Here is a 20,576-nt window from a genome sequence, read left to right as displayed (position 1 = left end):
TGGCGGGATTCGTAAGGTGCATACATCGCACATTTACAGGAACACGATGATGAGCCAGCAAAACCCAACGACGCCACGCGGCGGTGCTTTTTCTCCCTTCGCCTACGGGCTGTTCGCCCTGATCTGGACCGCCTCGGTACTCGGTAATACCGGCAGCTTTATTCGCGACGTCGCCAGCGCCTGGTTAGTCACCGGCTTATCCGATAATCCGACCGCCGTGGCGTTGATGCAAACCGCCGCCACCCTGCCGGTGTTCCTGTTGGCACTGCCCGCGGGCGTGCTCTCTGATATCGTCGATCGCCGCCGTCTGCTGATCGTGGTGCAGATTCTGATGGCCAGCGTCAGCGGCACTCTGCTGGTGCTGTCGCACAATCACTGGCTCACCGTGGAATGGCTAATCGGCCTGACCTTTGTCGGTGGCATTGGTGCTGCGCTGTTTGGCCCGGCCTGGCAGGCGATTGTCCCTGAACTGGTGCCGCGTCATGAGCTAAAAAACGCCGTAGCGCTTAACTCGCTCGGCATCAATATTGCCCGCGCCATCGGGCCTGCCACTGGCGGTTTACTGCTGGCAAGTTTAGGCGCCATGGCGGCCTACGGTGCCGATGTGGCGAGTTATTTTTTCGTTATTGCTGCCCTGCTGTACTGGAAACGTCCGGCGAAAGCTAAAACCGAACTGAATGAGCACTTCTTTGGGGCCTTCCACGCGGGCCTGCGCTATGTCAAAGCTAGCCGTGAATTGCACCGCGTGCTGTTCCGTGCCGCGATGTATTTCGCCTTTGCCAGTGCCATCTGGGCGCTGCTGCCGCTGGTAGCGCGCACCATGCTGCACGGTACCGCCGGTTTTTATGGTTTGCTGCTGGGCGCAGTGGGCGGCGGCGCGATTGCCGGTGCGCTGCTGTTACCGCGTCTGCGTAGCAAGCTGAGTAACGATGGTTTGATGTTGCTCTCAGCGGTGCTGAGTGCGCTGGTCATGCTGGCATTAGCGATGAGCCCGCCGCAGTGGCTGGCGCTGCTGTTGATGCTGGTGCTCGGCATCGGCTGGATTATTGCACTGACCACCTTGAACGGCGTGGCGCAGGCGGTGCTGCCGGATTGGGTGCGCGGTCGCGGTCTGGCGGTGTATCTGATGGTGTTTAACGGCACATTGGCCGGTGGCAGTCTGGCGTGGGGTCTAATCGCGCAGCAACTGGGGCTGGCCACCACTTTGCTGATTGCCGGGGCCGGTCTGGTGATCACTGGCGTGCTGCTGAAACGTCTGACACTGCCTGCGGGTGAAGCGGATCTGCAACCCGCGGAGCATTGGGCCATGCCGGTGGTGCACGATGATGTCGATGTGCGTCATGGTCCGGTGTTGATTCAGATTCGCTACCGCGTGCCGCAGGAAGATCGCGCCGCGTTCAAAAAGGCGATTCACAAATTGGCACAGTCTCGCCGCCGTGATGGCGCCTATTCATGGGGACTCATGGAGCAAACCGACGATCCGACAGCATTGCTGGAGTGGCTTATGGTGGAGTCCTGGCAGGAGCATATGCGTCAGCACCAGCGTGTGTCGCACGCCGATGCCGAACTTCAGCAGGCAGTTTTGCAATATCATCAGGGTGAAGAAGCCCCGCAGGTCAGTCACCACATTGCGATATAACAGCCTTTACGCGGGAGAATAAATCTCCTGCAATCCAGGAAGCGTGAGCAGGTGCTCACGCCACCAGGTTGCCGCATTGCCGGTCGCGGTTTCATTCCACGCCAGATACGCCATATCGCGGCGGCATTCGCTATCCAGCTGGCGCGCCACCAGCGCGCCACTCTTCAGATGCGGCCTCGCCAGGTATAACGGCAGGTAACCACAGCCCAAGCCATCCAGTTGCGCCTGCAGTTTCGCAGGGAAGTCATGCACGCTCAGCGTCTTCTGCTCATCCAGCACGCGTAAATCGATACCTGCACCGTGACGAGACGAGTCATGAACCGTCACCGCGCGGTACTGACGAATCTGCTCGCGCAGCAGTGGTTCAGGTGCGGAAGCGAGAGGATGCTCCGGTGCGACAGCAAACACATAATCCAGCCAGCCGAGCGGCTGGCAGACAATCTCTTTGCGCGTGGCGGGTTCCTGCACCGCGCCAAAGACAATGTCCGCTTCGCCATAGTTGAGCGCTTCCCAGCAGCCAGCCAGCACGTCCTGACGGAATTGCAGCTGAGTATGCGGGTGCTCCTGATAAAACTGATCAATCAGCGGCGTGAGAATGCGAAATGGCAGTGAGGCATCGACGCTGATCACCAACTGACTTTCCCAGCCGCTTTCGACGTAGCGCGCCTGTTGCTCTAACTCATTCACCGCGCGCAGCAGGGTGCGTCCTTTTTCCAGCATCAAACGCCCGGTCGGGGTGAAGGTGGCGCGATGGCCAGAGCGATCCAACAGCGTGATCTTGAGATCGCTCTCCATCTTCTGCACGGTGTAGCTCAACGCCGACGCGGTTTTAAACAAGCGCGCAGCCGCAGCGGCAAAGGTGCCGTGGCGATCCAACGCGTCCAAAATCAGCAGCGCCTCAAGGTTTAAACGCATACCCCATGCCTCCCCAAAAATTGTTGAACAACAACCCAAAATCTATCCGTTATCAATAAACGCTCTCATTTCGTATTTTTTTACTCAACGACGCAAGCACTTTCACCAGCGGAAACTCAGGAACTTACGATGAATTACTCACAACAAGCCAACCATGTGACGCTGGTGATTACCCACAGCATCCTGCCAGAACAGCAGGCCCATTATGAGCAGTGGCTCGACACCATCATGCCGCAGGCTGCGAGCTTTCCTGGCCATCTTGGCGTCAACGTGCTGCGCCCGGTGCACGGCGACAATGCTTACACCGTGCTGATTCGTTTTACCGGATTGGATGAGCTGTACGCCTGGCTGAAATCGGATCAGCGCAAAACGTTAATCCAGAACCTGCCAGCGATGCTGGCACTGCCGGAACACATTGAAGTGCGCCCCGGCGCCGCGTTCTGGTTTACCCCGACGCAAAAAGGCCAGGTCAAACCGGCGAAATGGAAACAATACTTACTGACGCTGGGGGTGATTTTTCCCTCTACCAACCTGGTGCCGTGGTTCTGGAATCAGGTGTTGCCCGCCGCGCACGGCACGCTGTGGGGCCACTTACTGAATGATGCCAGCGTGGTGGCACTGGTGGTGTTCCTGTGGATGCCGATCGTTACCCGTGTTTTAAAACAGTGGCTTATTGGCCGCAACGCGTAATCTAACTGGAGAAGAGATGATGACAACGGCCTCACTGATTTTTACCAACGGCAAATTCCATACCGTGGATCGCGCCAACCCGTTAGCCACTGCGGTGGCGATCAAAGACGGCAAGTTTCTCGCGGTAGGCAGCGAAGCGGAAGTGATGCGCTTTGCTGGCAGCGACACGCAGATTATTGATGCCAAAGGCCACACCGGTATTCCTGGCCTTAACGACTCGCACCTTCACCTGATTCGCGGTGGCCTCAACTACAACCTTGAACTGCGCTGGGAAGGCGTGCCGTCACTGGCCGATGCGCTGCGTATGCTGCGTGAACAGGCGCTGCGCACCCCTTCACCGCAGTGGGTGCGCGTCGTCGGCGGCTGGAGTGAATTCCAGTTTGCTGAACGCCGCATGCCGACGCTGGATGAGATCAACGCCGCCGCGCCGGATACGCCAGTGTTCATCCTGCACCTGTATGACCGTGCCCTGCTGAACCGCGCTGCGCTGCGCGTGGTCGGTTACACCAAAGACACGCCGAACCCACCGGGCGGTGAAATCCAGCGTGACAGCAACGGTAACCCGACCGGCATGCTAATTGCGCGCCCTAACGCCATGCTGCTGTACGCCACGCTGGCGAAAGGACCGAAGCTGCCGCTGGAACAGCAGGTTAACTCCACACGTCAGTTTATGCGTGAGCTGAACCGCCTCGGCCTGACCAGCGCCATTGATGCGGGTGGCGGCTTCCAGAACTATCCCGATGATTACGATGTGATTTCGGAACTGCACGCCAAAAAGCAGCTGACGGTGCGCATTGCCTACAACCTGTTTACCCAGCGCCCCGGCCATGAACTGGAAGATTTCGAGAAGTGGACCGACATGCTGAAGCCGGGCCAGGGCACCAATTTCCTGCGTCATAATGGAGCGGGCGAGATGCTGGTGTTCTCGGCGGCCGATTTCGAAGACTTCCTCGAACCGCGCCCCGACCTGGCCCCCGGCATGGAAGATGAGCTGGAGCGCGTGGTGCGCCATCTGGTTGAGCATCGCTGGCCGTTCCGTCTGCATGCCACCTACAACGAATCGATCAGCCGCATGCTGGACGTGTTTGAAAAAGTAAACCGCGATATTCCGTTTAACGGCCTGCACTGGTTCTTTGACCACGCCGAGACCATCACCGAAGCCAACATTGAGCGCGTTAAAGCGCTGGGTGGCGGGCTGGCCGTGCAGCATCGTATGGCGTTCCAGGGTGAGTACTTCGTCGATCGCTACGGTAAAGAAGCCGCCAAACAGACGCCGCCGGTGGCGCGCATGCTGGATGCGGGCGTGCCGGTTGGTTTGGGCACCGATGCCACGCGCGTCGCCAGCTACAACCCATGGACCGCGCTCTACTGGCTGGTTTCTGGCCGCACCGTCGGCGGCATGCAGTTGTACGATGACAATGCGCGTATTGACCGCGAAACCGCGCTGATGCTGTGGACCAAAGGCAGCGCCTGGTTCTCCAGCGAGCAAAACGCCAAAGGGGAAATCAAAGTGGGTCAGTTAGCGGATCTGGTGCTGCTGTCGAAAGATTTCTTTAGCGTGCCGGAAGAGGAGATTAAAGGAATTGAATCGGTATTAACGCTGGTCGATGGCGAAGTGGTGTATGCCGCAGGCGGCTTCACGCCGCTGTCACCGCCACCGGTGCCAGTGTTGCCAGAGTGGTCTCCAGTGGTCACCGTGCCGGGCCACTACCGTAGCGCGCCACCGCAAGCCAGTGGTCGTGCGGCGATGATGCCGAAAGTGCACCAGTGTAGCGGCCCTTGTGGGGTACACAGCCACTCACACGATGTGGCACGCCAGTCTTCGGTGCCGGTGTCGGATAACCATGCCTTCTGGGGTGCGCTGGGCTGTTCGTGCTTCGCGTTTTGAGTTAAAGGCGGTTTATGGCCCTCTCCTGGTGAGAGGGCTTTGCTACAAATGGGGACACAGACTTTGGCGGTGGCGCGGGTCTTTTTACGCAACCGCAAAGGATTACCCCGCCAGGCCAAACCCTTGCTTGCCGTTCTTCTTAATCTGGTACATCGCTTCATCGGCACGCGTCAGCGCCTCATCAAAACTAAAGTGCGGCTGCACCGTCGCCACACCAATCGAAGCACCAATCTGCGCATGGCCGTTATCGACATCGAACGGCGTCAATGCGGCATCCAGCACCGCCTGCATCATGATGCGCACTTTGGGGAAATCGATCAGGAACGGCATCAGCAGCACAAACTCATCACCACCTAAACGGCCCACCACCACGTTTGGCGGCACCTGGTCAAGAATGCGCTGGCTGAGCTGAATCAACACTTCATCGCCACTGCGATGGCCGAGCGTGTCGTTAACATGCTTAAAGTTATCGAGATCGATAAATGCCACGCACAGCGGCCCCTGCGCTTTCATTTTAGCGAAATGCGTTTGCAGCGCGTGGCGGTTGGTCAGACCGGTTAGTGGATCGTGATGCGCCAATGAAGAGAGCTGCGCTTCGTACTGCTTCTCTTTGGTCATATCGATGTGCGTGCCGGTAACTTTGAGCGGATTCCCCTCTTCATCCCACTCGGTCACGCGCCCACGATCCAGCACCCAGGTAATTTTGTCGTTCTTACCCAGCATGCGATGCAGCGCCTCATAATAAGGCGCACGCCCTTCGATATGATCGTAAAACGCCCTGAGCACTTCATCGGCGTCCTCGGGGTGCAGGCGTTCGCGCCAGACTTCAAACTGCGCTTTGGTCTCTTTCGGCTGAAAACCCAGCATCGAGCCCCAGCGTCGATTGAAAATCACCAGCTTGCCGCTGGGAATATCCAGCTGCCACAAACATAAACCGGTTCCGTCCAGCGCCGCACTCAGCTTGTTTCGCGCGTCATGCGCTATGCGCTTTAAGCGCGCATTATGCTTTTTCAGGTTCTGAATCTGCTGACGCAGCGCTTCTTCGGACATGATGGCTGACGGAGAGGAAATAAGGGTTATTTTGCCTGCCAGGAAGTTTCTGATAAATAAAACAAATGAAAAGCCGATCAGTAGCGGAAAATTGCATCAAGCTCAGAGGGAACGGCGAAGCATTGAGGTTATTTCAGCTAACAAAACTTTCTTTATTCCTGCAAGGCAGTAGAAAACTCGCCTGGGAAAAGGCGTACCTCTTCTTTCCGTTCTCGTTGCGTTAGCACCCGAACTAAATTTAGGCCGCGTAAATCCGCCACACCGCCTGCTTTTCCGAAGAAATTGTGTTCTGTGACGCGGATCAAGAGATATTCGTTAGTCGATGCTGTGATCATGTTTACTAGAATGGTAGTTTAACAGTTATCGCAGCAACACGATGACGGTGGATGAGATTATGCAACTGACAATGCGTTGGTTTGGTCCCAAAGAAGATAAAGTTTCGCTGGAATATATACGCCAGGTGCCGGGTGTACGTGGCGTAGTCGGCGCGCTGTATGACGTGCCGGTCGGGGAAACCTGGCCGAAAGATAAGATTAAAGCACTGGTTGATCAGGTACATGCCGCCGGTCTGACGGTGGAAGTGATCGAGAGCGTCAACATTCATGACGACATCAAGATCGGCCTGCCGAGCCGCGATCAATATATTGAGAACTACAAGCAGAGCATTCGTCACCTCGCTGAAGTCGGTGTGAAAGTGATCTGCTACAACTTCATGCCGGTATTTGACTGGATGAAGACCGACATGAACTACGTGCTGCCAGACGGCTCACTCACCATGGCGTTCGAGAAGAAAGGCATCGATAAGAGCCTCGACGAAGTGGTGCAGGAAGTGTTGGGCAACTCAAACGGTTTCGCGTTGCCAGGCTGGGAGCCAGAGCGTCTGGCGAAAGTGCAGGATCTGTTTGCGCAATACAAAGACGTTGACGACAACAAGCTGCGTGAAAACCTCGCTTACTTCCTGAAAGCGGTGATCCCGGTATGTGAAGAAGTGGGCGTGAAGATGGCGATCCATCCTGACGATCCACCGTACTCGATCTTCGGTCTGCCACGCATTGTGAAGAATCGCGAAGACCTCGACTGGATCTGTAACGTGGTGGATTCAGAGGCTAACGGCATCACGCTGTGTACCGGATCGATTGCGGAAGATCCGCAGAATGATGTGTACGGTATTCTGGCCGAGTTCTCACGCCGCAAACGTATTCCATTTGCGCACGTACGTAACATCAAGATTATTCAGGACAAAGATTTCTTCGAGTGCGCACATCCTACTGAGTATGGCTCGCTGGATATGTACAAGGTGCTGCAATCGATGCACGACAACGGCTTCGATGGCTACATTCGTTCCGATCATGGCCGCTTTATCTGGGGCGAAACCGGACGTCCGGGCTACGGTTTGTATGACCGCGCACTCGGCACCACTTACCTGATGGGTCTGTGGGAAGCGCTGGAAAAGCGCTAATTCACCCTGCCCTCCAGGCCGCTGATAACAGCGGCCTTTTTTATTGCCGTCAGTCTTCCCAGCACGTTAACGAGAAACCTCATCCCAACCCTTAAACAGCAAGCTGGCATTCACGCCGCCGAAGCCAAAGCCGTTCGACAGCACATGCTGCATCACCATCGGCAGAGGTTTCAATGCCACCAGATTCAGCCCGGCAGCGGCTTCATCGGGATTTAGCAGATTGAGCGTGGGCGGTGCGATTTGATCGCGCAGCGCAAGGATCGAGAAGATCGCCTCCACGCCGCCCGCGGCACCCAGCAGATGCCCGGTGGCGGATTTGGTCGAGGTGATCGCCACATTGCTGTCCGCAAACAGCGTGCGAATGGCCGCCAGCTCGCCTTTATCGCCCACCGGCGTGGAGGTGGCATGAGCGTTGATATGCTGCACCTCGGCTGGGGTGATGCCCGCCTGCGCCAGCGCAGTCTCCATCGCACGGCGAGCGCCCTCACCGGTTTCCGGTCCGGCGGTGAGATGGTAGGCATCGGCACTGGTGCCATAGCCGACCAGCTCCGCCAGCGGTGTCGCACCGCGTGCCTGTGCATGTTCCAGAGATTTAATCACCAGCAGACCCGCGCCCTCACCCATTACAAAGCCATCGCGGTCACGATCAAACGGACGAGATGCCTGTTCAGGATGATCGTTAAATCCGCCTGACATCGCTTTCGCAGCCGCAAAGCCCGCCAGACTGACGCGATGGATCGCCGCCTCGGTGCCGCCGCACAGCGCGATGTCTGCCTCGCCGCTGCGGATCAATCGTGCCGCATCGCCAATCGCCTGCGCACCCGCCGCGCACGCCGTGACAGGGGCGCCAATCGGGCCGCGAAAACCGTGGGCAATCGACACATGTCCCGCCGCCAGATTGGCAAGGAAGGAGGGAATGGTAAACGGCGATAAGCGGCGCGGGCCACGATTGGCGGTGGTTTCAACCGCGTTGGCAATCTCGTTGAAACCACCAATGCCAGTGGCGATCACCGTCGCGGTGCGCTGGCGATCCGCCTCATCCTGTGGGAACCAGCTAGCTTGCGTCAGCGCTTCATGCGCCGCCACCAGCGCAAACTCAATAAAGCGATCCATTTTCTTGCGATCTTTTGGCGCGATCACGCGCTCGGGATCTAAGCCATGCTGTGGATCTTGTTCCAGCGTGGGCACTTGACCCGCCACTTTGCAGCTGATGTCCTGCACCATCTCGTCCGGTAAGGCGCTGATGCCGGATTTCCCTGCCAGCAGTGATTGCCACACCGCTTCTGTACCGCAGCCGAGCGGGGAAACCATCCCCATACCAGTAATCACAATACGTTTCATCGATAACTCCTTAAGCTGCGGGCTTTTTCATCAAAGGCACCAGCAGCGCAGCGATACAAAATCCGACCATGATCAGCCAGAATGCGTCCGAAAAAGCCTGCGTGCGCGCCTCGCGCAGGGTGAGTGAAGCCAGCGATTGCAGCGCCGCCGTGTGCGCCGCATCCAGGCTTAATCCGTTAAACATCAGGGCTGCGGTGCGCGATTGCAGATAGTCGCCGAGCGACAAACTGGCGCTGTTGAGGTGATCGGCCAGGCGGCTGAAGTGCAGATTGGTGCGGTCATTCAGCACGGTGCCGCACAGCGCAATGCCGATAGCGCCACCGAGATTACGCATCAGATTAAACAGTCCTGAGGCTAATTTTAGTCGCGCGGGTGGCAAGCTGCCGAGCGTCAGCGTCACGGTGGGCGCCACCGCAAACTGCTGCGCCATGCCGCGAAACGCCTGCGGAAACAGCAGCTCTTTTGCGCCCCAGTCATGGGTAATCGGCACAAAGAAAAACATCGATACACCAAAACTCATCAGGCCAAACGCCAGCAAAATGCGCAGATCGACGCGGTTCGCCAGCCAGGCATAAAGCGGGATCGAAAGGATCTGAAAAATGCCGGTGGAGAAGATCGCTAGCCCGATCTCCAGCGCACTAAAGCCGCGCACCTGGCTGAGAAACAGCGGCGTGAGATAGATGGTGGCGAAGATCCCCACGCCAGCCATAAACGAGAAATAACAGCCGAGGCTAAAGCCTGGATCTTTTAACGCGCGCAGATCCATGATCGGCTTGGCGTGGTTTAGCGTGCGGAAGATAAACAGCACGCCACACAGCAATGCGATCCAGCCTGTGGTGGTGATGGTGCTATCGTCAAACCAACCCCAGCGCGGCCCCTCTTCCAGGGTGTACTCCAGACAGCCCAGTGATAGCGCCAGCAAGACAATGCTGAAGTAATCCGCACCGCGCAGTAACTCGGGATTCGGCGAGTCGATCCTGACCAGCAGCGGCACCGCGATGGCGATGTAAATACCGGGAATGATGTTGATGTAAAACAGCCAGTGCCAGCTGAAGTTATCGGTGATCCAACCGCCTACCGTGGGCCCTAGCGTCGGCGCTAATGAAGCCAGCGCACCCACGGTGGCGGCCGCAATCACCCGCTGCTTACCCTGGAAAAAGGCAAAGGCGGTAGTGAACACCAGCGGAATCATCGAGCCGCCCACCAATCCCTGCAAGGCGCGAAAGGCGATCATGCTCTGAATATTCCACGCCCAGCCACACAGCAAACTCATTACCGTAAATCCGCAGGCGGAGACGGCAAACAGCCAGCGTGTGGACATCACGCTCGCCAGCCAACCGGAAAGCGGGATGATGATGATTTCCGCGATCAGGTAGCTGGTTTGCACCCACACGGTTTCGTCGTCACCCGCCGAGAGCCCCCCGCCGATATCCCGCAATGAGGCGGAGACAATCTGGATATCCAGCAAGGCGATAAACATGCCGATGCACATGGTGGCAAAGGCGAACACCTTCTTGCTGACCGGCATCTCCGCCGGTGCCATCAGCGGTGCAGCCACGCTGCTCATCGCGCGCTTCTCTCATCCACCGTCACCGTGACGGAAAGACCAGGGCGTAACAGACCCAGCACCGCCGCGTCGCCGTCCAGCACAATGCGCACCGGCACGCGCTGGACGATTTTGGTGAAGTTGCCAGTGGCGTTTTCTGCCGGAAGAATGCTGAAGCGTGAACCGGTGGCTGGCGACAGGCTGCCAACATGGCCATTAAAGGTGCGACCGGGTAACACGTCCGCGACGATGCGAGCCACCTGCCCCGGCTTCATATTGGCTAGCTGGCTCTCTTTGAAGTTGGCATCGATCCACAGCCCTTGAACAGGCACCAGCGACAGTAGCTGCGTGCCGCTGCTGACATAAGAACCTGACCAGGCGCGACGATTGCCCACCACACCATCAAAGGGGGCGCGGATTTCAGTGTATTCAAGATTGAGCTTCGCCATCGCCAGCCCCGCTTGAGCCTGAGTTAAGGCGGCTTTGGCCTGCTGCTCACGGGCATCCAGCACCTGCAACTGGCGCTCGGCAACGGTTTTGTCGGCGCGGGTTTTGCTCTCTTCCGCCATCGCCTGATGGTAATCGGCCTGAGCATGATCGCGGATCTGCTGTGAGACCGCGGAGCTACTGGCCAGCGCACTGTAGCGGCGCTGATCGGAGGTGGTTTTCAGTGTTACCGCCTGCGCTGCCAGCAGAGAGGCGTGCGTGCCCGCAATAGTGGCAAGTTGCAGCTGGCGCGTGGCAGCGATATCGCTTAACGCGGCTTGCTGTGCTGCCACTTCACCCGTTGCCTGATCCACCGCCGCCAGATAATCACGGTTATCCAACTGCACCAGCAGATCGCCTTTTTTCACCTGTGCGTTGTCCTGCACCGCCAGCGTGTGAATGTAACCGGAGACTTTGGCGGAGATGGCGCTGATATCTGCCCCGACATAGGCATCATCGGTCGAAGGCATAAAGCGCGCGGTGTGCCACCAATAGTAGCCGTAACCTGCCGCCGCTAAACCGCCGATTGCCACTGCCAGCAGCAGAGCGGATTTTTTACGCGTGCGGGTCATGGCTGTTTCTCTGTAACAGGTGGAGAGAACTTCAGCGTGCCGTCACCCGCACGTTTTTTCTGCAAATAATCATGGCGATAGTGCATGATCGGCGCCGCTGCCGGGCCGGGCACCATTTGGTATTTCTCGCTGGTGAGCGGTTGGCCGTTTTCGCTATCGACCAGCTGCGGTTTCACTGGACGCTGGGTGGCGGTTTCCACCAGCTGCATCTGCCTTCCTTCCGGCGAGAAGTGGGTGCTGCCCCACTCGGCCAGCGCCAGGATAACGCCACGCAAATCACGTCCGGCGGGCGTAAGGTGATATTCGAAGCGCATCGGCGTGGTGCTGTAACACACCTTTTCCAGCAAACCATCTTCCACCAGCTCTTTCAGGCGGCGCGACAGGATGTTCGGCGCCACGCCGCTGTTTTTCTGGAATTCATCAAAACGGGTAAAACCGGCCAGCGCATCGCGCATGATTAGCATGCTCCAGCCATCGCCGACACGGCCAAGGCTGCGCGCAATCGGGCAGGCCATTTGATAAAGCGGTTCGTTTTTCATGGTGGGTATTCCGCAAAGGATCTTATGCGGCATACTGTTGCAGAGTGACTATCACTTTGCAAGTGACTTGCATAATGATAGCAAGGAGTGTTCATTGTGAAGCGCAATGAATTGCGCCGCTACCCAACCCGTGCAGGCCCTGTAGCAGCACGATTTACCGCGCAAATTTGCCAAAAAAAACGGCAGCCACACTGGGCTGCCGTTTCATCACAACTTAGCCATCTCTAGGTGCGCACGCGCAGCGCCGCCTCAATCTTGTCGGCGATCTTAGTGACCACATACGCAATCACCATGTAGAACACCACCGCAATCAGGAAGGCTTCGAGGTAGTAGAAATTCAGCGCTGCCGTCAGCTGCGCCTGGGCAAAGATATCCACCACTTCAATCGCAAACGCCAGCGACAGGGCTTTCATGATCACCATAAACGCATTCGCCAGATCGGGGATCGCCGCCACGATAATCTGCGGGAACATCACCCGACGGAACAGCTGTCCACCGCTGTAGCCGAGCGACAAAGCGGCATCGGATTGTCCACTGTCGAACGAGTTCAGCGCGCCTTTCCACACTTCGGCCTGGAATGCCGCGACACAGGCACTCAGTGCCACAATGATGATCACCCAGTTCGGCAGTGAATGGGCATTCACCTCGACGCCAAACAGCGTGGCAACAAAGTGCAGCGCCGGTGGCAAGCCGTAATAGGCGAGGAAAATCACCACCACCATCGGCACGCCTTTGAAGGCGATTTTGTAGGTGATCACCAGCTGGCGCAGCACTGGAATGCGGCGATGTTCGATAAAGGCAAATAACCCGCCCAACAGCGTCGAACAGATAAATACCGTGACCGCCATCAGCAGCGTCACCGGTACCGCATCGAGAATGCTCCAGAAGTCCGGCAGCAAAACCTCAGCATCAAACATGGTTTGTCTCCCCGACTCAGACGCTGGTGGTGAACTTCACGCGCGGTGCAGACTTCGAGCTGTACTTCGCATGACGTTGTTCAAAGAAGCGGATAACCAGCCACGCCACACCGCACAGCAGTGAATAGAGTACGGCCAACACCAGATAGGTGCCGAACTGATACTGGTTGTAATCGCGTTCCATAATCAGGTGCGCGGTCGCCATCACATCTGCCGCACCGATGTACATCACCAGCGCCACGTTGTGAATCAGATAGATAATCGCATTGCCGTAACCCGGCAGCGCAAAGTGCACCGCCTGCGGGCCAATCACCCGCAGCATTTTCTGGCGGAAGCTGTAGCCAAGGCTGTCGGTGGCATCGTGCTGACCCCGTTCCACCGCAAGGTATGCCGGGCGCATCACTTCCGACAGATAACCGCCGTGATACAGGCTCAGGCCGATCATCGCCGCCACATTGGCGGTAAAGAAGTCACCAAAGCCGAAATTATCGGTGATCAGCGGCATGCCGTAGAAGGCCACAAACAGCTGCAGCACTACGGGCACGCTGCGCGCATAGGAAACATAGAGATCGGCCAGCTGGCTGATCACGGGAATACGGCGCACGCGAAAAACGGTGGCGATCAGCGCCAGAAAGAACCCGGCAATCATCGCGACAAACATGATGCCGAGCGTCAGTGGCAGCGCCGACAGCAGTTCTGGAATCATGGAGGATAGATTCACGGTGAAACACTCCTGCTAAAAAGGACAGCATGCGCCCGGCTCAGCACCGGGCGCAGTGAATCTATTACTTCATGTACTTAGTGACTTCTTCGCCAAACCACTTCTGCGCCAGCTTATCCAGCGTGCCGTCGTCTTTCAGTTCTTTCAGCGCTTTGTTCACGTCATCGTTCAGGGCCTGGTTTTCGGCAGAGCGGTGGATCAGCACATAGGTATTGTTGATCACCACTGGCTCACTGGCTTTGATCGCCAGTTTCTGGTTGTCGATCACCGTCTGCTCACCGAGGTTTGAAGGCAGGATCAGCGCATCGTATTTCCCGTTCTGCACTTCTTTCAGGCGATCCGGGTAAGGCACACCGGCGCTGGACGCTTTGATGGTGATTTTGTCGTTCGGGTTGTCCTGCTGCCACTGGGTGACGAACTTATACACGCCGCCGCCTGCGGTCACTGGCACGATGTTCTTTCCGACCAGATCTTTCATGCCGTTGATATTGCTATCGCTGCGGCTGTAAATCTTCATCAGGCTGGCACCGATCGGTGCATCCGGGATCAGGAACTGTTTGCTGCGCGCTGGCGCTTTGTAGTAACCGCCGGTCGCCATGTCGTACTTGCCGGTCACCAGGCCCGTTTCCTGTGCGATATCCGCCGCGCCTTCCATCACAAACTTGTACTGTGGCAGTTTGGCGTTGATGGCTTTCAGCACGTCCGGCTCATAACCCTCAGGTTCGTGGCCGATGGCGCCCCATGACAGCGGTTTGGATTCCGCAGCGGTGGCGATTTTGATGGTGCGTACCGCGTCAGCAAAGCTGTTACCGCTGATCAGAGCCAGGGCGATGATGCCAGGCGCGGCCAGGCGACGTAATGTGGTTTTGATTGCAGGCATGTCTTTGATTCCTTTAATTATTAGAATGCTCGTTCTGAACTGAGGAACTGTGCAAGGCGCGGCAGGGTTGGGTTATCAAACATCTCTGTCGGACTGCCCTGCGCGGCCACGACACCCTGATCCATAAACACGATGCGATTCGAAATGCTCTTCGCGAACTGCATCTCATGCGTCACCAGCAGCGAGGTAATGCCGGATGACGCCACGTCTTTAATCACTTTCAGCACTTCACCCACCAGCTCAGGATCGAGCGATGAGGTCGGTTCATCAAACAGCATCACATCCGGACGCACCGCCAAAGCACGGGCGATACCGGTACGCTGTAACTGGCCGCCAGACAGCTGCGACGGATAGTGATCGAGCTTGGCACCCAGACCCACACGCTCCAGCTCCTGCACGGCGATGTCGCGCGCTTGCTGTTTGGTTTTACGCTGGATGACGATCAGCGGATCCATCACGTTTTCCAGCACTGTCATGTTTTTGAACACGTTAAACTGCTGGAACACCATGGCGGTGCGCAGACGGATCGCCTGGATCGCCGCTTTATCCGGTGACTGATAATCCATGCGGATCTGATCCAGCTGAATGGTCCCGGCTGACGGCTTCGCCAGATAGTTAATGCAGCGCAGCAGCGTGGTTTTACCGGTGCCGCTTGGCCCGATGATCGACACCACATCGCCGCGTTTTACCGACAGATCAACCCCTTTGAGGATCGGATTGCTGCCGTAAGCAAGCGTAATATTGTTGAGTTCTAACATCCGGTGCAGCCCTTATTTGTTCAGGTCAGCATGGCCGAGCACATGCATCAGACGGTTGGCCCAGCCGAAAATGGCGATGGCGTGGATCAGATCGATAATCTCCTGATCGTTCATGCCGACGGCACGCAGTGCCGCCACATCTTCCGGCGTGGCCTCAGAAGGCGTAACCGATAAACGGCGGGCAAAGCGGTAGATCGCCGCATCGCGTTCACCTAATACATCCGCTCTATCAAAATAGATGGCACTGACCACGGCGTCACTGTCGGCCAGCTGCGCATGACGCCGCGCGTGCACTACCGCACAGTAGCGGCAACCGTTGACGATCGAAGCACCTAATGCGCCCAGCTCACGATCCGCACGATCGAGGCCACCTTCGACATACATAATGGCGTTGAACAGCCCGGTACGTGCGGTGTAGCTCTCGGGATCGTGCACCAGCGTGCGCACGTATTCTGAGATCTTCTTGTTGGACGGCGTGACTTTCATCGCATCGAGCTGCGCCGGTGTCGCCTGTTCAACATCCACTGGCGTGATATACGGATGCCAGTGCAGCGGCTTGAGATTTACCGACGGAATCATGCGGACCTCATCAAACGTAAGCCAGCCGCCACGCGCGTCTGGAAGTTAACAAAGGCGATCAGCTCAGAGAGCGCAACAATTTGCGGGTTGCTCAAACCGGCCTGCTCCAGCAAGCGAATATGCTGTTCGGTAGCCTGAATGGGCTGCTGCGTCACCATGTCAGCATGGCGCGCAATCGTGGCCAGTGGTTCTTCCGACACAGCACAACCCGAGGCCAGCGCCAGCAAGGCTTCAGACGGATTTAACGCCGCCAGCTGCGCCTGGTAATCACGTTGCAGCGGCGCATCGTAGTTCAACACCGCCATACGCTGCGCCAGTGCCAGACGCAGATCCGCAGGTAAACCCTGATCCTCTTCTGGCGCGAGTACTGACACACGGCACGCTTCCGCGCCCTCAACAAATTCGGGACGCAGGCGGCGCGTCTGATACAACGCCTCATCTGGTGTTAATCCGGCTGCTTGATCAATAGCGTCGCTCACAACGCGTTCTCCTGTTTTAGTAACGGGGTTGAATCCACCCATTCATCGCCCTGTAATTCAGGGGTGTCAAAAGCTTGTAAGTTGGCGTAGTGCTGCTCGACGTCCTCGGCAAACAGCGAGGCGGTAATACCGCGCACCAGGCGATCGGCACCGGCGCTTACCGCAGGAATGTCGCCGGAGACTTTGCCGTGCGTCAGCATGGCGGCATCGTTGAAGCAGTGGATGTGTGCCAGCATCGGGCAGGCATCAGGCGTCAGTTCGCGGAACTCGAATGAAGGGCCGAGATCCGGCGCTTCCAGCAGGCTGTGGCGCGGATTGCCCATCTCAGGTTGATAGCGACCGTCAGACCAGCTGCGAATATGCGGCGCAATGGCGGCAAACTCCGGGCGGCCGTGAAAATCGTTGGTGAAGCCGGTGGCGGCGATCAAAAAGTCGTAGTGCAGTGCGCCCTGGGTGGTTTCAATCAGCAGGCCGTTTTCTTCCTGTTTAACGGCGTTAATGCCGCAATCGAGGAAGAGGCGCGCGTTCTCATGACGGGATACGCGCAGGGTGGAAGAGCGCGGCGGTGGCGTTTGCGTCGCGGCGGTGTAATCGACAAATTTCCATTTCCACGCATCCGGCAACTGATGCATGCCGTGCACCACGCCCTGGCTGCCAATGCCGGTCATCTTGTTGATGCGTGGCATTTCTTTGCGGCGAATCAGCAGATCGACGGCAGCAGCGCCCTGTTCCAGCGCGGTGGCCGCGTTATCCATCGACGAGGCGCCTGCACCAATCACCGCAATGCGCTTTCCTTTTAAGGCCGTGAAATCGATGTCATCAGCGGAGTGTGCCCAGAACTGGCGATCAATGCCCCGCAGGAAATCCGGCACGGCGAAGCCACCGAGGCCTGAACGTCCGGTGGCGAGCACCAAACGGCGCGTGTAAACACGCTCGGTTTCAGCACCCTCCAGATCCAGCGCAATCAAATCCCCGGCCTGTGCAATGCTGGTGACGCGCACGTTGTTGTGCACCGGCAGATTTAGCACTTTGCGATACCAAATCAGGTAATCCATCCACTGCGCTTTAGGGATTTTGTCCAGCTCCTGCCACGCCTCCTTGCCCCACTGCGCCGTGAACCAGGCGCGGAAGGTCAGTTGCGCGAGGCCGAGAGCCGGGCCGTGCAGCGTTTTTGGTGAGCGCAGGGTTTCCATACGCGCAAAAGTGATCCACGGCCCCTCCAGCCCAGCGGGTGCGGCGTCATAAGCCACCACATTGCTGATGCCGGTGAACTGTAATTTGGCGAGTGCCGCCAGACCGCACATGCCCGCTCCAATCACCACTACATCGCGTACCGGCGCACTCTGAAAGGTGCGTTCCGGTACCCAGGATTTGGCGGGCAGTTCCAGAAATTCCAGATCCTGCTGAAGCTGAGCTTCTAATGCAGCAAGACCTTTGGCGGCATACGTCATAGAGAGATTTCCCTGGTGTCAGCGATCGCGTTGAGAGCGAGCGAAAACGATGAAAACACGCCGATGATCCTACCTTTTTAATTATCTATAAAACGCATAATAGGTAGCTAACAATCATCAATACGCATAATAGGAGCTAAGTTTTCGCATAATCCTCTTGCCCTAAATGTGAGTCAAGATTTTCGCTCAGGATTTGACCAATGGATTTCTTATATCTTATGCCGAAAAAGTTATAAGCGTTGAAAATGAAGGGATTCATCGCGCCTGATAAGTCATGAAGCCGCGGAACTTTATCCTGCCGCTGTAGTGTAATAGGGCTATTGCGTGCCTAATGCATTCGGTTCAGATGCGTAGCGATGTGCTTCATCTATAATTGAAGCGCTAATGCAGTTGGATGAACTCAATTGCCCCGCTATGACTCCTGGTTTATCACTCGCATGATGCGCGGATGTTCACTGGCAGGCAGACGTTCAAACCCTGGCAGCAGCTGAGTAGCGGCGTCTGCCAGCGCTTCCACCAGTGCCTGGGCGGCGCTGGAAATCTGCCGGCCTTGCGGCGTGATCACGCCAAAGAAGTAAGGGATGTCTTCCTGAATCGGACGGATCGCCACTCCGGCCAGCGGCATGCCCCAGCCGGTGACCGGTTCGAGGATCGCCACGCCCAATCCGGCACGCACGCAGCCCAGAATATTTGCCGATGAGTTGGTTTCGATTGTTTCCAGCAGCGGCGCTTTGACTTTCTTCAGCGCTTTTTCGTAACGACTACGCAGGCGTTGCGGACTCCACGGTGCAATCAAACGGCGGCCAGCAAGCTGGCTCAGCGAAAGCGCACTGTGTGCCGCCAGTTCATCCTCTTCCGGTAGCGCAATTACGCACTGTGATTGCCCAATCCAGTGCAACTCCACCGCATGATGCTCCAGCGGCAAGCTGCACAAACCGATGTCTGCTTCAGCGGTAATCACCGCATGTGCCGTCTGTACGGCAGACTCACTGATGATTTGCACTTTGTTCTGTAAATTGAGTGCGGCCAGTGCCTGCGGCAATAACCCGGCGGCCAGTGCGGGCGTGGCAGCAATACTGAGTGGGCGATGCTGCTGATGCGCGATCTCTTGTGCGCGCAAGCGGATCTGTTGCAGCGACAGCAGCGCTTTCTGCACATACTGATGCAGCTGCAGTGCTTCTTCCGAGGGGTGAATACGCGGGCCGTTGCGGATAAACAGCGGATAACCCAGCGACTGCTCCAGCTCCTGAATCAGGCGGGAAACGGCGGGCTGCGAGCGGTTTAGTGCTTTGGCGGCCGCCGTCACGCTGCCGGCTGAAATTACCGCCGAGAAGGCTTCCAGCTGACGCAGATCGAGGTCGTTTAATGGAGTCATCGCGTGGTTACTTCCCTAAGTCATTGATCGTTCCCGACAATCATCCGGGAAAAAATCCATCATAGAGAGAGTTACGCGAATTAGCCACTCAATGAATACTGCCAACGATGCCCATTAAAAATGAGTGAGGCCAAGGTGTCGAATGAGAAGTATATGCAATGTCTTTACGAGTAATCACAATTTTAGCACAGCCTATTGGAGTCGGAGTTTAGCAAGCAGTGGATTAACAAGCTGTAGGGCATACATTACATAAATAGCGGGTGATAATGACATATACAATCTCATCCACTGACATATTTAAAATACAATAAAAACTACAATCAAAAAGTCATTACAGATTCAACTACTCGTTATTACTCCAGTGAAATAACAAGTTTGCACATTTTTTAGTTTCAATTTCTCCTGACTTACCTTAACCACCAGGAATAATATGAAAGTCTCATATGTATTCATTTTGTTATTTCTTTCACTCATTTCTCTAAGTGCGAAGGCAGTGATCAGTATTACTCGCGCTGAAATTCCTGCGGGTTCCTCCAGAATTGAAATAAGCTACAGCGCTTCCGGTGGAAATGCCACTTCACACATTGGATGTGGCGTTAGGTATTGTGGATTCGGCATTTGGGTAGTGAACAGCTCGGGAGCAACTGCAACAACACGCTATGCGCTACATAGTGGCAGCGGCGGAATGCCCGCTACAGATACCTGGTCAAATGCCAACATTACTTTTTTACGCAATTACCCCGCTAGCGCCTCTTTTACCGCAATTTTACCTTTAGGTTCCCCACCCTATTCGATTTGTGTGGGTGGCGGAACAAATGCTTTAGGCGCTAATTATCGAAACCAACCTGGCACTTCATGCCGCACAGTTTCTCTCCCCCCGGTTCCTACCAGTTGCTCATTCTCTGGATCTCCTAACATCAATCATGGCTCACTGCAGGCTGACAAAGTGAACGGAAAGCAGGATAGCGTTTCTATCAATGTATACTGTAATCGCGCCACCTCAGCCACTATCGGCAGCCTGGGCGGTACCATAAACCTGGGTGGCGGAGTGACTTCAACACTCACTTTTGATGGGCGCAGCTCAGGTTCTATTTATCTGTCCAGCGGCAACTCTACCCATACAGTATCCTCAACATTAAGGGCAACAAATCCCACGCCCGGTGATAAGAGCGGCAGCGGTACCATTGTGATCAACCTACCCTGAGCCGTCAGTAAAGAGACCGCATCTAATCAGCTCCTGTCCTCACGGCCCGGCAATTGCCGGGTTTTTTATCGCTAAACTTGCATAGAA

General features: G+C 56.6%; 19 protein-coding genes. 5 read left to right on the top strand and 14 right to left on the bottom strand.

All coding sequences use genetic code 11. The annotated features are described in order from the left end of the window. The first annotated feature begins 49 nt into the window (after window positions 1-49). Complete coding sequence (locus tag JK231_RS11630) at window positions 50-1,639, top strand: MFS transporter (protein ID WP_211728590.1); 1,590 nt, start codon at window positions 50-52, stop codon at window positions 1,637-1,639. A 6-nt stretch (window positions 1,640-1,645) separates the two neighbouring features. Here JK231_RS11630 and JK231_RS11625 read toward each other — a convergent pair whose 3' ends face one another. Next, complete coding sequence (locus JK231_RS11625; protein WP_211728589.1) at window positions 1,646-2,554, bottom strand: LysR family transcriptional regulator; 909 nt, start codon at window positions 2,552-2,554, stop codon at window positions 1,646-1,648. A 129-nt stretch (window positions 2,555-2,683) separates the two neighbouring features. Here JK231_RS11625 and JK231_RS11620 point away from each other — a divergent pair, with 129 nt between their 5' ends. Beyond that, window positions 2,684-3,244 (top strand): antibiotic biosynthesis monooxygenase, encoded by a 561-nt coding sequence (locus JK231_RS11620; protein ID WP_097118086.1) that lies wholly within the window; start codon window positions 2,684-2,686, stop codon window positions 3,242-3,244. A 16-nt stretch (window positions 3,245-3,260) separates the two neighbouring features. Further along, on the top strand, window positions 3,261-5,132 hold the full coding sequence (locus JK231_RS11615) for an amidohydrolase (protein WP_211728588.1): 1,872 nt from the start codon (window positions 3,261-3,263) through the stop codon (window positions 5,130-5,132). A 102-nt stretch (window positions 5,133-5,234) separates the two neighbouring features. Here JK231_RS11615 and JK231_RS11610 read toward each other — a convergent pair whose 3' ends face one another. After that, window positions 5,235-6,182, bottom strand: coding sequence for a sensor domain-containing diguanylate cyclase (locus JK231_RS11610; RefSeq protein WP_211728587.1), 948 nt, complete (start codon window positions 6,180-6,182; stop codon window positions 5,235-5,237). A gap of 394 nt (window positions 6,183-6,576) precedes the next feature. Here JK231_RS11610 and uxuA point away from each other — a divergent pair, with 394 nt between their 5' ends. Further along, the gene (uxuA, locus tag JK231_RS11605) at window positions 6,577-7,641 is read left to right on the top strand and encodes a mannonate dehydratase (RefSeq protein ID WP_211728586.1); all 1,065 of its coding nucleotides are present in this window, start codon (window positions 6,577-6,579) and stop codon (window positions 7,639-7,641) included. Window positions 7,642-7,707: 66 nt separating this feature from the next. Here the strand turns inward: uxuA and fabF are convergent, their stop codons facing one another. From fabF to JK231_RS11545, 12 genes are all read right to left on the bottom strand, one after another. Continuing rightward, a complete protein-coding gene (fabF, locus tag JK231_RS11600) occupies window positions 7,708-8,982 on the bottom strand; it encodes a beta-ketoacyl-ACP synthase II (RefSeq protein WP_211728585.1) in 1,275 nt (424 codons plus the stop codon). Window positions 8,983-8,992: 10 nt separating this feature from the next. Continuing rightward, window positions 8,993-10,549, bottom strand: coding sequence for a DHA2 family efflux MFS transporter permease subunit (locus tag JK231_RS11595; protein ID WP_249221677.1), 1,557 nt, complete (start codon window positions 10,547-10,549; stop codon window positions 8,993-8,995). After that, complete coding sequence (locus tag JK231_RS11590; RefSeq protein WP_211728584.1) at window positions 10,546-11,586, bottom strand: HlyD family secretion protein; 1,041 nt, start codon at window positions 11,584-11,586, stop codon at window positions 10,546-10,548. The genes JK231_RS11595 and JK231_RS11590 overlap by 4 nt, the downstream gene beginning before the upstream one ends. Further along, entirely contained in the window at window positions 11,583-12,125 is a 543-nt protein-coding gene (locus tag JK231_RS11585; RefSeq protein ID WP_211728583.1) for a helix-turn-helix domain-containing protein, read from the bottom strand. Before JK231_RS11585 ends, JK231_RS11590 begins: the two co-directional genes overlap by 4 nt. A 224-nt stretch (window positions 12,126-12,349) precedes the next feature. After that, window positions 12,350-13,042 carry an amino acid ABC transporter permease gene (locus tag JK231_RS11580; RefSeq protein ID WP_034823323.1) on the bottom strand — a complete coding sequence of 231 codons (693 nt, stop codon included), beginning with the start codon at window positions 13,040-13,042 and terminating at the stop codon, window positions 12,350-12,352. 16 nt (window positions 13,043-13,058) lie between these two features. Continuing rightward, a complete protein-coding gene (locus JK231_RS11575) occupies window positions 13,059-13,748 on the bottom strand; it encodes an amino acid ABC transporter permease (RefSeq protein WP_197080186.1) in 690 nt (229 codons plus the stop codon). Window positions 13,749-13,827: 79 nt separating this feature from the next. After that, window positions 13,828-14,643 (bottom strand): transporter substrate-binding domain-containing protein, encoded by an 816-nt coding sequence (locus tag JK231_RS11570; protein ID WP_034823325.1) that lies wholly within the window; start codon window positions 14,641-14,643, stop codon window positions 13,828-13,830. 20 nt (window positions 14,644-14,663) lie between these two features. Then, entirely contained in the window at window positions 14,664-15,401 is a 738-nt protein-coding gene (locus JK231_RS11565) for an amino acid ABC transporter ATP-binding protein (protein ID WP_097118092.1), read from the bottom strand. 12 nt (window positions 15,402-15,413) lie between these two features. After that, window positions 15,414-15,980: a peroxidase-related enzyme gene (locus JK231_RS11560; RefSeq protein ID WP_045814738.1), complete on the bottom strand. Its 567-nt coding sequence runs from the start codon at window positions 15,978-15,980 to the stop codon at window positions 15,414-15,416. Then, window positions 15,977-16,459 carry a hypothetical protein gene (locus tag JK231_RS11555; protein ID WP_211728582.1) on the bottom strand — a complete coding sequence of 161 codons (483 nt, stop codon included), beginning with the start codon at window positions 16,457-16,459 and terminating at the stop codon, window positions 15,977-15,979. The genes JK231_RS11560 and JK231_RS11555 overlap by 4 nt, the downstream gene beginning before the upstream one ends. Continuing rightward, entirely contained in the window at window positions 16,456-17,910 is a 1,455-nt protein-coding gene (locus JK231_RS11550; protein ID WP_211728581.1) for an NAD(P)/FAD-dependent oxidoreductase, read from the bottom strand. The genes JK231_RS11555 and JK231_RS11550 overlap by 4 nt, the downstream gene beginning before the upstream one ends. A gap of 412 nt (window positions 17,911-18,322) precedes the next feature. Beyond that, window positions 18,323-19,285, bottom strand: a complete 963-nt coding sequence (locus JK231_RS11545) for a LysR family transcriptional regulator (RefSeq protein WP_097118095.1) — start codon at window positions 19,283-19,285, stop codon at window positions 18,323-18,325. 430 nt (window positions 19,286-19,715) lie between these two features. Here JK231_RS11545 and JK231_RS11540 point away from each other — a divergent pair, with 430 nt between their 5' ends. After that, complete coding sequence (locus JK231_RS11540) at window positions 19,716-20,489, top strand: hypothetical protein (RefSeq protein ID WP_211728580.1); 774 nt, start codon at window positions 19,716-19,718, stop codon at window positions 20,487-20,489. Window positions 20,490-20,576 lie beyond the last annotated feature (87 nt).

The organism is Pantoea sp. JGM49 (assembly GCF_018257655.1).
Classification (GTDB): Bacteria; Pseudomonadota; Gammaproteobacteria; order Enterobacterales; family Enterobacteriaceae; genus Pantoea; species Pantoea communis.
Note: the sequence above shows the minus strand (reverse complement) of the source record. Positions and strands in the feature narration are given on the sequence as shown.